Annotated in this window: 11 protein-coding genes; 4 read left to right on the top strand and 7 right to left on the bottom strand. The window is 46.9% G+C overall.

Going from position 1 to position 13,316, the window contains the following annotated elements; all coding sequences use genetic code 11:
- Positions 1-29: 29 nt before the first annotated feature.
- Positions 30-1,412: a class II fumarate hydratase gene (gene fumC / locus ACLWNV_RS05705; protein WP_413586957.1), complete on the bottom strand. Its 1,383-nt coding sequence runs from the start codon at positions 1,410-1,412 to the stop codon at positions 30-32.
- A complete protein-coding gene (locus tag ACLWNV_RS05700; RefSeq protein ID WP_413586956.1) occupies positions 1,413-2,174 on the bottom strand; it encodes an SDR family NAD(P)-dependent oxidoreductase in 762 nt (253 codons plus the stop codon). It abuts the gene before it with no gap.
- A 141-nt stretch (positions 2,175-2,315) separates the two neighbouring features.
- On the opposite strand from ACLWNV_RS05700, the gene ACLWNV_RS05695 reads away from it, so the two are divergent.
- The 3 genes from ACLWNV_RS05695 to ACLWNV_RS05685 are packed head-to-tail and all read left to right on the top strand — an operon-like array spanning position 2,316 to position 4,138.
- On the top strand, positions 2,316-2,729 hold the full coding sequence (locus ACLWNV_RS05695) for a YchJ family protein (RefSeq protein ID WP_413586955.1): 414 nt from the start codon (positions 2,316-2,318) through the stop codon (positions 2,727-2,729).
- Positions 2,726-3,184 (top strand): EVE domain-containing protein, encoded by a 459-nt coding sequence (locus tag ACLWNV_RS05690; protein WP_413586954.1) that lies wholly within the window; start codon positions 2,726-2,728, stop codon positions 3,182-3,184. Before ACLWNV_RS05695 ends, ACLWNV_RS05690 begins: the two co-directional genes overlap by 4 nt.
- A 3-nt stretch (positions 3,185-3,187) precedes the next feature.
- Complete coding sequence (locus tag ACLWNV_RS05685) at positions 3,188-4,138, top strand: tRNA dihydrouridine synthase (protein ID WP_413586953.1); 951 nt, start codon at positions 3,188-3,190, stop codon at positions 4,136-4,138.
- Positions 4,139-4,197: 59 nt separating this feature from the next.
- On the opposite strand, the gene ACLWNV_RS05680 is transcribed toward ACLWNV_RS05685, so the two are convergent.
- The 5 genes from ACLWNV_RS05680 to ACLWNV_RS05660 form a co-directional block, all read right to left on the bottom strand.
- Positions 4,198-5,532, bottom strand: a complete 1,335-nt coding sequence (locus ACLWNV_RS05680; protein WP_413586952.1) for an alpha/beta fold hydrolase — start codon at positions 5,530-5,532, stop codon at positions 4,198-4,200.
- A gap of 160 nt (positions 5,533-5,692) precedes the next feature.
- Positions 5,693-7,642 carry an ABC transporter permease gene (locus tag ACLWNV_RS05675; RefSeq protein WP_413586950.1) on the bottom strand — a complete coding sequence of 650 codons (1,950 nt, stop codon included), beginning with the start codon at positions 7,640-7,642 and terminating at the stop codon, positions 5,693-5,695.
- A gap of 17 nt (positions 7,643-7,659) precedes the next feature.
- Positions 7,660-8,652 (bottom strand): efflux RND transporter periplasmic adaptor subunit, encoded by a 993-nt coding sequence (locus ACLWNV_RS05670; protein WP_413586949.1) that lies wholly within the window; start codon positions 8,650-8,652, stop codon positions 7,660-7,662.
- A complete protein-coding gene (locus ACLWNV_RS05665; protein WP_413586948.1) occupies positions 8,649-9,884 on the bottom strand; it encodes a TolC family protein in 1,236 nt (411 codons plus the stop codon). The genes ACLWNV_RS05670 and ACLWNV_RS05665 overlap by 4 nt, the downstream gene beginning before the upstream one ends.
- A gap of 144 nt (positions 9,885-10,028) precedes the next feature.
- Positions 10,029-12,353 (bottom strand): hypothetical protein, encoded by a 2,325-nt coding sequence (locus tag ACLWNV_RS05660; protein WP_413586946.1) that lies wholly within the window; start codon positions 12,351-12,353, stop codon positions 10,029-10,031.
- Between the two features lie 231 nt (positions 12,354-12,584).
- Between ACLWNV_RS05660 and ACLWNV_RS05655 the strand changes: the two genes are divergently transcribed.
- On the top strand, positions 12,585-13,283 hold the full coding sequence (locus ACLWNV_RS05655; RefSeq protein WP_413586945.1) for a PAP/fibrillin family protein: 699 nt from the start codon (positions 12,585-12,587) through the stop codon (positions 13,281-13,283).
- The last annotated feature ends 33 nt before the right edge of the window (positions 13,284-13,316 follow it).

The following is a 13,316-nucleotide window of genomic DNA, read 5'->3' as shown; positions in this document are numbered from 1 at the left end:
CTCCAACTTCGGATGAACCACGAGGGGGCCTAGCGGCCGACCATGGTTTCCGGTCTGACTAGTTTATCAAATTCTTCGCCGCTGAGGAGTCCAAGATTTATAGCTTCTTCGCGCAGCGTAGTGCCATTTTTGTGGGCAGTTTTAGCAATTTTCGCAGCATTATCATAGCCAATTTTTGGATTTAACGCCGTGACCAGCATCAAAGAATTATCGAGATGCTTTTTGATCTGACCTTTGTTTGCCTCAATTCCCGACACGCAGTGATCAACAAAGGACTCGCATGCGTCTGAGATCAAACGTATTGAGTTTAAAACGTTAAACACAATGACTGGCTTAAATACGTTCAATTCAAAATGTCCTGTTGCACCACCGATCGTGACTGCGACGTGATTGCCCATCACTTGAGCACAGACCATAGTCATGGCTTCGCACTGAGTGGGATTTACTTTTCCAGGCATAATCGAACTGCCTGGTTCATTTTCAGGTAAATGAATTTCCCCGATTCCGCAGCGAGGTCCAGATCCCAGTAAGCGAATGTCATTCGCGATTTTCATCAAGGAAACGGCAATCGTATTCAAAGCTCCGCTGACTTCCACCAAGGCATCGTGCGCTGCCAAGGCTTCAAATTTATTTTCTGCCGACACAAACGGGATTTTCGTTTCGCGTGCAATTTCTGCTGCCGCATCCACTGCAAATTTCGGGTGAGTGTTAAGTCCCGTCCCGACCGCGGTACCACCCAATGCCAGTTCATGCAGATGAGGTAGAGTATTTTTAATACGATGAATTCCATGCTTCATCTGCGTGGCATATCCGGAGAATTCTTGTCCCAGAGTTAGCGGTGTTGCATCCATCAAATGCGTGCGCCCGATTTTTACGATGTCATTAAATTCTTTTTGTTTCTCGGCTAATGCCAGATAAAGCTTTTCCATCATCGGGATCAAGCGATGATAAATCTGCTCGCCGACTGCGATGTGCATGGCTGTTGGGAAGGTGTCGTTCGAAGACTGCCCTTTGTTCACATCATCATTGGGATGAATGTCCTTGGAGGGAAGCTTTACGCCCATCATATCCATCGCGCGATTGGCGATGACTTCGTTGGCGTTCATGTTGGTTTGGGTGCCAGAACCCGTCTGCCACACCACCAATGGAAAATGTGCATCCAGTTTCCCGGAGATCACTTCATCAGCAGCTTTCACGATCATGTCAGCTTTTTTCGCATCCAGAATTCCCAGCTTCTGATTCGTCAGTGCCGCGCTTTTCTTTAAAATCCCCAATGCGCGAATCATTTCCCGCGGAAATCTGTCGCCGCCGATTTTGAAATTTTCCGTGGATCGTTGAGTTTGGGCTCCCCAGAATTTATCTGCTGGAACCTGCACATCCCCCATCGTGTCTTTTTCAATACGGAAACTCATCTACGACCTCCTGGAGACCATTCCAACATGGGCTTGGTCGGTTGGGTAAATCACAAGTTCTTGTATGTTCACATGCGCCGGGCGCGCCACACACCACGCGATGGTGTCCGCAATATCTTTTGGATCCAGTGGAGTCATGCCCTCGTAAACTTTGTCCGCTTTCGATTGATCTTCAAAACGTACAAGAGAAAATTCAGAGTTCACCATACCGGGTTCGATATTGGTGATACGAATTTTTGTGCCCAGCAAATCCATGCGCAAGCCTTCAGAAAGTGCGCGCACCGCAAACTTAGTTGCGCAGTACACTCCCCCGCCTGGATATGTCCAGCGACCGGCGACGGAACCCAAGTTTACGATGTGACCGGAATTGCGCTTCACCATGTGTTCAACAATTCCACGGGTCATGAACAGCAAACCTTTGATGTTGGTGTCGATCATGTTTTCCCAATCATCCAAGGAGCCGTCCTGCATTTTGTCGGTGCCTTTGGCTAAGCCAGCATTGTTGATCAATACATCCACGTTCTGCAGGTTTTGTTGGTGAGCTTTCATGAACTCACTCACTTCAAAACGATCGGATACGTCAAAAGCAGCTTTGATCACCTTGATCTGAGGAAATTTTTTAAGTAAAGACGCTTCCAGCTCCGCCAAACGCTCAAACCGGCGCCCGGTGATAATCAAAGAATAATTCTGAGCTGCCAACGCCTCGGCCGTCGCCCAACCAATCCCGGCGGTCGCCCCCGTAATCAATGCCCACTTCTGCATAAGAACCTCATTCGCAATGTAATAATTCTATCCCGCCGCATCCCCAAAAGGTACGCCGTACCTTTTGGGGATGCGGCGCGTTTCTAAAAGGCTGCATGTCCCAGCAAAGATGGGCCAATAATTAGCTTTTGGGGGTGCGGTGTGTTAGGTTGGCCGCCTATGAAATGTCCTTGTGGAAGCGAAAAAAATTACTCTGAATGTTGTGGAATTTATCACTCTGGCAAAGAGACGGCACCGACGGCTGAGGCCTTGATGCGTTCTCGTTATGCGGCGTTTGCGAAAAATCAAATGCAATACCTGCGCGATACAACGGATCCTCAGTCTTTGGGCGATATCGATGATGAAGCCAATCAAGAATGGGCCGAGCGCGCGAAGTTTCTAAAATTAGAGATCGTGAATGCTGAGGAAAAAGCCAACAAGGGCATCGTCGAATTCAAAGCTTTCTATTCCGTTGATGATGAAGACTATGTTCATCACGAAGTTTCCACGTTCCGCAAACAAGCGGGCGAGTGGTTCTTTAAATCCGGCAAAGTAAAAGAAGAGAAGAAAAAATGAAATACTGGCTGATGAAATCTGAGCCCGATGTTTACTCCATCGATCAGCTGAAAAAAGATTCCACCACTTGGTGGGAAGGTGTGCGTAACTACCAGGCCCGCAACTTCATGCAAAAAGACATGCAGGTCGGCGATCTGGTTTTGTTCTATCACTCTAATGCGGAACCACCTGGAGTGGCCGGTCTTGCCCGCATTTCTCACGCGGCAGAACCGGATAAAGCACAGTTCGATAAAAAATCTGAATACTTTGACCCGAAAGCCACCAAAGAAAAACCGATCTGGTTCTGTACTCAGGTAGAGTACGTGCAAAAGTTTACTGAATTGGTAAGTCTGCAGGAGCTTCGCGACAACGCGAAACTATCTGACATGCTGGTGCTAGCTAAGGGCTCGCGTCTGTCAGTTCAGCCCGTGGATAAAAAGCATTTTGATATCGTTAAGAAAATGGGCGGACTGTAGTCTATGAAATTGTTCCTGGCTCCGATGGAAGGTGTTGTCGACTGGGTGATGAGGGATACCTTAACCCAGATCGGTGGCGTGGATCAGTGCGTGACGGAATTCCTGCGCGTCACTGATCGCTTGCATCCCGAGAGCGTGTTCCTAAAAAACTGTCCTGAACTTCGAACAGGCTCCCGCACTCGCGCAGGCACACCTGTGTTCGTGCAGCTTTTAGGCGGACATGCGGAGCCGTTGGCGATGAATGCTGAACGTGCAGCAAAATTAGGGGCTTTAGGAATTGATTTGAATTTCGGCTGCCCAGCAAAGACCGTGAACCGCCACGATGGCGGCGCCTCACTTTTAAAATCCTGCGACCGAGTGCACACGATTGTAGATACAGTTCGTAAGGCTGTCCCCGCCCACATTCCGGTGACAGCGAAAATTCGTCTGGGATTTGATGATCCCACGAAATGTATCGATATCGCGCAAGCCGTGGAAGCTGCCAATGCGACTTGGTTAACTATCCACTGCCGCACCAAGACCGATGGTTACAAACCACCGGCATACTGGGAGTGGATCCCACGTATCAAAGAAAAAACCAAAATCAAGATTATCGCGAACGGCGAAATCTGGAACGTTCATGATTTCCACCGCTGTGTGGAAGTCACTCAGTGCGACGACTACATGATCGGCCGCGGAGTGATGAGCAATCCGTTTATCTTTAAACAAATTAAGCAAAGCTTAAAACAAGAACCCGTCGAAGAAATGAACTGGGAGCGCGCAAAACCGCTGTTGCCACAGTTCTTTGCCGCAAGTACTGAGTATATCAACGACTACTTCGCAGTTTCCCGCACCAAGCAGTGGCTAAAGGCCCTATCCCTAAAAAACGGCGAAGCCAAACAAGTCTTCGACCAAATCAAAATCCTAAAGAAACCCACTGAGTTCCACTCCGAACTTCTAAAAATCACGACGTAATCGGCGTTCCGAATACAGAATGCTGTTAACGGTGTTCCGTATTCAGGAGCTAAAGAAATCTATTTTTGAAGATACTTAAACTTCAATGGAACTTTAACTAATGGTTGGCCTTTAACCATATTAAGAAAAATTTGTTTCTTAAATAGCTCTGCCAGATTGCCGAATTCAGGATTTTGCAATCCCATCAGTTTAAAGTTGTTATCGAATGTATGGCCGAACTCCATTGCAATTACTGCCTGAGCAAAACCTTTTGGGACTTTCCTAAAGTGCTCTAGAGCTCCGGGCATCATTGTAAAAGTATCGTAATAACCAATCAAATAACTCACGGGGACTTTAACTGGATACTTATGGGCCCAATAATACGCACTCTTATCGTACGAAATTCCATACTCTTTCGCTGAAGCTGCGTAGCTGCTGTTCTTTGCTGCAACCCTTTGAACTAGGCCATCAACCAATACTATTTTGGAATAGTCCTTGTCGGAACCGTTACCAAACTCTTTGGCATAGGTAATATCATTGATTTCTGAATTAAATTGGTAAGTCAGCTCATTGTATTCAATTTTTATTCCTGAGTAACGGCGCCCCAGCTCTTCTTGAAAGGATCTCAGCGCATTTTCTTTGGAGACGCCAGCAGAAGAAAGTTTATCCAACACACTAGAAGTAATTGCACAGCCCTGCTTACCGGAACCGCTCATTGCTGAATTAAGCGTCGATGTAAACCACGAAGGCTCCCCAGTCGAAATCTTATTCACCAGATCTTTTGCGCCCGGAGATAGCAAGTCATAGCACCGTTGATACAGTCTAATCAGGTGATCGTTCTTGTACTCAAATTCGGTTGTGGGGCCATAAACAACGCCTTCTAAAACCAGTGCCGTCGTATATTCTGGAAAAAGGCTGGCAAAAATAGTTGCTGGAACAGTCCCATATGAAACGGCATAAACCGACACTTTGGAAATTGAAAAATGTTTTATTATTTTCTGAATATCGCGGGCTATAGTTTCGGATCCATAAAAGCTAGGAGAGCGATACTGCTCTTCCTTCTCCGGTACTGACAGGCCTGTACCTCTGGTATCAAATAAAAGAAGATTAAACCCGTCGAGCTTCATGTGCTCGACATATGCACTTCCAAGGGGATAGTGGCTTCCAAACCCTGGACCGCCTTGAACATAAACCAGTGTCGGAAGATTAGAATCGTAGCCCTTATAGAAAGATCCATAAATCTTAAACGTACCCTTTGACGAATCCCGATAATCCACAGGGACGTCGACTAAAAAGCCATTTTCCTGGGAAATTATGCTTTGATATTTTGATCGAAGCTCTGACCCGGAAACAAAGGGCTGAGCAAAGGAGTTCAATCCGGAAAATAAAAGTGAAAGCAAAAGAATCAGTTTCATGGGTGCATGATAACTAATCCTCACAAAAAATCCTGAGCCAAACAGAGAGGAAAGAAAAAGCTACCTGTTTGTTGAATTTTTTGACAGTTCTTGAGCGAAAGCAGGTGCCAGGTCCTATTCCTTAGCCACGTGCGGTAAGGAATAGGACCTGGCACCTTTTTTATTCGTAGCGAAGGGCATCGATGGGGTGCAGTTCTGATGCTTTTTTTGCGGGGTAGAGTCCGAAGACGATTCCGATGAAGGCGGAGAAAAAGAAGGATAAGCCCACGGCGTCCAGCGAAATGGTCATTGGCCAACCCATGACTGAGGCTAGTGCTGTTGTTACTCCCCAGGCGAGGGCGATTCCTAGTAATCCTCCGATGACCGATACCACTACGGATTCTGCCAGGAACTGCATTAGGATGTCGATTTTGCGGCCGCCGATGGCTTTACGTAGACCGATTTCGCGGGTTCTTTCTGTGACCGATACCAGCATAATGTTCATGATTCCGATACCGCCGACTAACAGTGAAATAGCCGCAATCGAGCTTAGAAGCATCGACATGGTTTTACTGCTTTGCTCGATCGCCTGCTGTAAATCCGCCATATTAAAAATCTGGAAGGCATCATCTTGCTGGGAGAGCGGAATGCGGTGACGGGAGTTTAAGACTTCCTTCACCGAATCCTGGGTTTCATCGATCAGTTCTTTTTGTGAAACTTCCACATCGACGGAATCGACGTAGTTTCGGCCGAACATGCGGTACATCGCTGTCATGACCGGTACCACGATGCGGTCGTCCTGATCACTGGGACCCTGCCCGCCTTTTTCCGGCAACATTCCGATCACCGTAAAATTGATCCTGTTAATTTTAATCGTTTCACCTATGGGTGACTTATCACCAAAAAGCTCCCGAGAAACCGTGCGCCCAATAACCGCGACCGTGGCGCGACGCTGATTTTCTGCATCAGAAAAAAACCGGCCCATCACGGGTTCCGAGTTTCTGACTTCCACGAATGCTGAAGAAACTCCAGAGACGCTAGTATTCCAGTTCTTATTTAAATAAGTCACCTGTCCCCGGCCCGAAACATTAGGCACCACGTTTCTGATTGCGGGAATTTGCGCTTTTAAGGCAGCCACATCATCGGTGGTAATGCGAATCCTGACACCGGATTCCTGCGCAACGCCGGCCACGCGCACATTCCCCGCTCGCAGAATCAATAAATTTGAACCCATCGAGGAGAGCTGCTTTTCAATAGACTGCTGCGCCCCTTTTCCCAGGGCCAGCATTGTAACCACCGCGGCAACACCGATCAAAATCCCCAGCATCGAAAGTCCTGACCGAACTTTGTTAGCAGCCAGAGTCTTCCAGCCCTGATGAAAATGCTCCAGCATTTCACCAAAATGAAACTTGGAATCCAGCGGTTGATTGGATTGATTGGCACCGGCGTCTGAATTTAGAGGAACTTTACGCTCGTCACTTTGCACGACTCCGTCGCGCATGCGAATAAGGCGATTGGCTTGCTCACCAATTTCCTCCTCGTGAGTCACGATGACGATTGTGATCCCTTGAGCATTTAAGGATTTTAAGATCCCCATGATTTCTTTTTCGCTTTTAGAATCCAGATTTCCAGTGGGCTCGTCGGCAAAAATAATTTTCGGCGAATTAATCAGGGAGCGCGCAATCGCCACGCGCTGCTGTTGACCGCCGGAAAGCTCATTGGACTTATGATCCCCGCGAGTCCCCAAACCTACTTTTTCCAGCAAGATTTGAGCTTTTTCCTGATCAAATTTTTTCTCGGAGTATAAAAGCGGCAAAGAAACATTCTGCCAGGCTGGCATGCGCGGCAAAAGATTGAACTGTTGAAAAATAAATCCGATTTCGTCGCGGCGTAAAATCGCCAGCTCATCTTCGGAAAGTTTTGAAACTTCGCGGCCATGAAGTTTATAAGAGCCCGCTGTCGGAACATCCAAAAGACCCAGTATGTGCATTAAGGTGGATTTACCGGAACCTGATGGTCCCATGATCGCCACAAAATCACCGTCCTCGATGGTCAGTGTAACATCGCGCAGGGCCTCAACAACGTTGTCGCCCATTTTGTAGGATTTTTTAATGCCGCTGATTTCAATCATCTTACTCTCTCAATCAACTATCTAGGCGGTGGCCCCGAACGTTTTTTGCTTTGTCCACGATTGCCAAACGGTGAAAATGGATTTGAGCCCTGCTTACCATCAGAAGAAAGCTTTGCTTCCTGCACCAATGCCACGTCGCCCTCTTTAGCACCTTCAAGAATTTCTGTTTGGCGTCCATCAGAGATACCGACTTTAACTTCCTGATTTACTGGCTTCCCATCCGGTCCCTGCAAATTTAAATAAGTAAGTCCGTTTTGCACTTTCAAAGCTTCACTTGCCACAACCAGAATGTCTTTTTTGTTCTTCACATAAAAAGTCACGTTAGCGGTCATCCCGCTTCGCATGAACTCTGGCGGTTTCCCGTCTGGCAAAACATCCACGATGTAAGTCGTCACGCTATTGACGGTCTTAGAGTCAAAAGCGATTTGATCAGCAGTGGCCTGGATTTTTTCATTCGGATACGCATCCAGTACGATCTCGGCTTTTTCTTTAAGTCGGATCTGGGAGATATCCGTTTCATCCACCTGGGCTTTTACGGTCAGGCGATCTGACATAGTGAAAATCGCATCAGTGGTGGTAAAGGTCTGCCCCTGTTCGACGTTACGAAGAATAATGGTTCCAGAAATCGGCGCCATAATAGGAGTCGCTAAATACAACTCTTCCCAGCGCTTTACTTCTTCAGCCCCTTTTGCACGGGCCGCATCCAGCATCGCCGCACGCTCCGTCGAACTCATCATCGCAATCACTTGCCCGCGCGATACTTTTTGACCTTCCTTCACCAGGACCCGGTCCATGCGGCCCGCGACCGGAGCTTTGATTTCCAGACGATTTTCAGGTTGTACAGTTCCTGTGGCCAGGATAGTGACTTCGATGCTGCCCTTAGCGACTGGCCATTTATTATAAACGACTTCGTTCTTGCGGTTTTGATCCCACATATAATAACTGCCGCCACCGATCACCAGCACCGTCACAATAATCCACGTGAGTTTTTTCTTAAACAAGTTCTTCATAGCAATGCTCCCACGCCTTGGGCTCTTTCCCAGGCGGCTTCTGCAACGATGCGGTCTCTTTTAGAGCTTAAATACTGTTTGGTTTTCGCAATCAGATCATTTTCGATATTATCCCAATCCTCGAATGACATCAGACCGTTGTTGTACTTGGCGCGAGCAATATCAGCGCGAGTGCGTGCTGCCTGAACGAAAGCATCATTCACTGCAAGCTGTGAAACAGCCTCGACATAACTGGTGTAGGCTTTCTTAAGCGTAGATAACAACGAACGATCTATACCCGCCAGATTGCTTTTTGCGGCGTATAGCTGTGACGCCACACTTTTCGTCGCATAGTAATCGCGTCCCCCGTTAAACAGAGGCAAAGTGAAGGTCGCCCCCAAGGTCCAACGATCCTGAGTGTTCGGATAAAAGCTTTGTCCGTAATCCCCCACTGTCGCAGATAAATCCAGACTTGGGAAAAAACCGGAACGAGTATTCTTTAAAGTCGCTTCACTGACATCCACTTGCGCTTCATAAGTTTGACGATCCGGCGTGGACGTCGCGATAGATTTAAAGTCAGGCTCTTTAACCGGCGGTTCATGCAAAGGAAGATCATCATTAATCGTGATGACTTCGTCACTGTCCAGTCCGATGACTTTCTTCAAATCCGCCTGACTGGTTTCGTGAGCATTTTGGGCTTTTTGACTGTCTAATTGCGCTTGTTTGAAATTCGCCTGGGACAAAAGCAAAGAGCCTTTATTCTCACGACCACTTTCATAGCGTAATTGAACAATGCGCAAGTTGTCGTTACGGCGCTTCACGATGTCTTCGGAGATTTTGATAGAATCCCGCGCATAGATTGCTGAAGCATACGCCGCTTTTAAATCATAACTTACCACGGACCGAGTCGTGCGCAACGAAGCTTCGGCCACACGTGATTGCCCGCGTGCTTGATCCACTTTCGCTGAATCCGCAAATCCGCGAAACAGGTTTTGCGAGGCACTAAGAGTTGCAGAGTAGGCTCCGCCAGAATTTATCGCTGCTATGTTGTCCGAAGCTTCTGACTGAGTATAACCAAGGCCCGCAGAAAGCTGAGGATAATACCCGCTTTGATTGCTGCGAATGTTAAACTGGCTGGCTTTGTAAGTTTCTTCAGAATATTGGAGGTCCGTATTATTTTTCTTAACCAGCTCCAGTGCATTTTGAAAAGTCAGCGATTGCTGAGCACTGACAGGTGTGGACCACACCATCATTGAAATAAGAAATATACACCGTCTGTAAAGGGGCATCTCGCGTCCTTTCCGCAGATTACAATTAGGTCTGGAATCATAGGAGAAGTCAAACTTCTGCCCCTGATTGCAGCCACATGTTAAGTGTATAAAACAATTGTGTAAGGATTAAGGAGACGCCTCGTATCGAGCCGATGAGGTCTTTTTATAGACCGAATCATTGAATTCCTGAACCGTTTTTTTGAAGACTTCTTTAATTCGGGCCCGTTCTGATTTGGTCAGATAAATATCCTGACTTTGCCCCATAAGAAGCTTCACTGTTCCCTGATTCAAAGTGTCCGTGCGCATATCCACACCGAACGTCAATCCATCCAGCTTAAAGCCTTTAAACTGGGTCCCCAGATTTTTGCGTAGCAACTTTTCAATTGATTCACCGTGAGTGCTGAGGGTGTTTCTAACTTCAGCAGACTGCACGCCATCGTTAACAAAAGCAAAACGCATTTTCGCGGCATACTTGCTGTCAGCCACGCGATTCAGCACCTTTAGTTTTTCCTGCTCGGTCAGTGGCTTGGTAGCGACCGCAACGCAATCATCACCAGAGCAAATGGATTTAAGTTTCCCGGGTTCCACCGATTCTTTGACGACCTTTTCAAAGAAGCTTTTTTGCTTGTTTACAGCCTCAGTCACCTGCTTTTCAGCGAGACGTGCCTCTACCAAGGCAGTATCCAGATCTTTGGATTTTGCCAGAGCTTCCGCTGTGCCTTTCATATTTGAGGAGCCCAACCCCACAAAGTCCATAGTGAAGCCGCCCTGACTTGCATCATTCAAATTCGCAAGCTCGCGCTTGGCAACGATCAAGCCAGGTGAAAATTCGTCGCTGTTTTTTACATAGCGTTGCAGACCTTCTAAAGCTTCATTACTGATATTTGGAGTGCTATAGCGCTTCATTAATGCCAGATTGATAGCTTTTGAATCGCCCTGATTTTTACGGACAATATCAAAAACTTCCGGCTGGAAAGTCTGACCGTCCAGCATCTTGGTGTTGGCAAGTTTTTCCCGCAGCATCACCCGATCCTGCTCGACAGACTTAATTTTAGCACCAAGTTCTGATTTAAGACCGGAGTTACTAAATGCAACCACTTCACCCGGCCCGGTCTTACGCGCATAACGAGCCGCAATCCCGGCTTCATCGGCAGTATTTCCCACACCCGCCCGGAAATAGTCCTGAGGCTTGTCGCTTGAGCGCAAAAGACTATTGTCGCGCATGAACTTCACAAATTCATCGTTGGATTCTTTAAATATCGCCTGAATTCTTTGTTCAATTTCTGGAGTTACTTTTCCCTCAAAGGCAAAGCGCAGGGATTTAAAATCTGAATACTCGGTAATTTTAAGATCTGGAAATTCCTTCTGCAAAGCCTTGAAACGCTCCAAAACCAGCTCTTTATGGTAGTTAGTAATACTGGTAACCAGATTTTTATTTTTTAAATTGTCATTTAAGTACTTCATCTGGCTATTTTCGATATTCACGAAATACGCATTCGCAGATTTACCTTTTTCGGCCAACGCAATGAACTTTTCATTCTGTGCGACGGTCGTTGGATTGTAATCCACGTACTTCTGAATAAAGGCATTCCGGGTCAGAGCTTTGGCCTTTTGCGCCTGCTCCACACCAAGCATCAGCTTGGAACCTTCAGTAACTTCTTTCCCCAATACAGCGGCTGCACGTGCGCCCTTAAAGGCGGCCCCAGCAAGCAAGGTCGGATCCAAAACCTGACCGACAGCATAACAGGCCATCTCTGTCTGTGCCTCGGGTTTATAGCAGTTGAATTTCTGATACTCTTTTTTTAGTTTTTCTTTAATGACTGCAGCCAGATTCAAAAGCTTGGCTTTTTGTTCTGTCGTTATTTCTGAATCCTGAGGATGAGCTTCTGGTGGCCGGGTGTTCGGCACACTTCGACGAATACTTTGCAGGTAAGCTTTCTTGGATTCGTACTCGACAAACAACGCTGCCGCGGAAATTTTGGCAAGCTCCTCGTCCTTAACGGCCGAGTACGCAGGCACTCCTTTACTTAAATCTCTTTTACACTCCAGTGACTTTTCACATTGAGCGATAAACTCTAAACGCTGCTGCTTGTTTTCTTTTAGCTGCTCCCAAGACTGATCAATGGCATTACCCATGCCAACAGCCATGTCTTTTAAATCCTTACCCATGTCAATAAGGGAGTTGGCGTAGCCACGCAAGCACGCCACTGTTTGATCGGCACCGATAGGGATTTGAGAACAAAGACCTTGAGAATCACATCTGCGCATAAGCTTTGAAGCATTCTTATCTTCTTTAACCAGCTCATCGCATTTTAAAATTTTGAATTCGATGTCACATTGATTTGAAAGTTGCGCCAGAATGTTTGTTTTCTGTTGCGGAGTGCAGCCCAGATTATTGCAAATAGAAGATAAACCAGCTCCACCTTCTGACCAGGCAACAGAACTAAACAATAGTATGATTGTGAAAATGGCTCGAATGATTTGCAATCAAATTCCCTTAATAATCAGCGCACCTCCAATAACATCGGTAATTCCCAAATGAAAAATAACGGCACTACAGAAAAAAACACCCTTACTTTGTTCTATGAAACATTTCCGACTACTCCGATCTGCGTAAAAGCATTTTAACAATGCTTTTCCGAAAAAGCCGCGCCGTTCATACTCAGGCTTCGGAGGTCCTGTATGAAAATGAGACATATTGTCAGCACGGTTTTCACCTTTCTTGGCGTTTTACTCATATCCGTAAACGGCTATGCCGGTGGCTCCCGGGATCGGGTTTCCGAGTTAAAAGAATTAATTTTGGAAATCGCAAACAACGCCCGCGGTGAATTTGATAACGAGGACAACAGTGCGGAAGCTCGCGCAGCTTTAGATCCGCTAGTGGATGAATTGGTTTCACTGGTGCCGCAAAAAACTGAAACGAAAAAACTTCCTCTAGTCGTTGGCTCGTGGAAACAAGTTTGGTCTGACGGTCCCGGTGGTGGTCCCCCAGGAAGTGGCGGTACTTTGGCTGATTCTGTTTTCCAAGTGGTATTCCCGGATGGCTATTACTGGAATATCGGCAAAAACCAAGTCGGCGAAACCAAATCTATGGGTTACTTGCGAGGCAAATTTACGATCGACGTGAATAAACTCGACATCGAGTTTACCAAATCCGTTGGCAGCCCTGGTTGTGCCCCCGACGACACCGAGTCTTACTTACTGGCGATGCAAGCCGAAACCGGAGCTTTTGATTCGATGCCAACACCCGGCCCTATCGGCAAAAAAGGCTTTCTGGCAAATACCTATGTTGATGAAGACCTGCGCATCTGCCGAGGTGGCGGTGATGATTTTGGCACAGGCACTTATCTTTATATTTTAGAACGGGAATCCGAGCTCTAGAAAATTTAAATCTATCTATGCCCGGCGAATTCG

Origin of the sequence: Bdellovibrio sp. HCB274, assembly GCF_047306075.1 — a bacterium.
In the GTDB taxonomy this organism is placed as follows: domain Bacteria; phylum Bdellovibrionota; class Bdellovibrionia; order Bdellovibrionales; family Bdellovibrionaceae; genus Bdellovibrio.
The sequence above is the reverse complement of the archived record's forward strand: the minus strand, read 5'-3'. Positions and strand labels throughout refer to the sequence as shown.

Coding starts and splice junctions, on each gene's coding strand:
- ACLWNV_RS05700 (WP_413586956.1), bottom strand. CDS start 2,174: ATGCAGAAGTGGGCATTGATTACGGGGGCGACCGCCGGGATTGGTTGG.
- ACLWNV_RS05665 (WP_413586948.1), bottom strand. CDS start 9,884: ATGATGGTGTGGTCCACACCTGTCAGTGCTCAGCAATCGCTGACTTTT.
- ACLWNV_RS05680 (WP_413586952.1), bottom strand. CDS start 5,532: ATGAAACTGATTCTTTTGCTTTCACTTTTATTTTCCGGATTGAACTCC.
- ACLWNV_RS05655 (WP_413586945.1), top strand. CDS start 12,585: ATGAAAATGAGACATATTGTCAGCACGGTTTTCACCTTTCTTGGCGTT.
- ACLWNV_RS05675 (WP_413586950.1), bottom strand. CDS start 7,642: ATGATTGAAATCAGCGGCATTAAAAAATCCTACAAAATGGGCGACAAC.
- ACLWNV_RS05690 (WP_413586954.1), top strand. CDS start 2,726: ATGAAATACTGGCTGATGAAATCTGAGCCCGATGTTTACTCCATCGAT.
- fumC (WP_413586957.1), bottom strand. CDS start 1,412: ATGAGTTTCCGTATTGAAAAAGACACGATGGGGGATGTGCAGGTTCCA.
- ACLWNV_RS05685 (WP_413586953.1), top strand. CDS start 3,188: ATGAAATTGTTCCTGGCTCCGATGGAAGGTGTTGTCGACTGGGTGATG.
- ACLWNV_RS05670 (WP_413586949.1), bottom strand. CDS start 8,652: ATGAAGAACTTGTTTAAGAAAAAACTCACGTGGATTATTGTGACGGTG.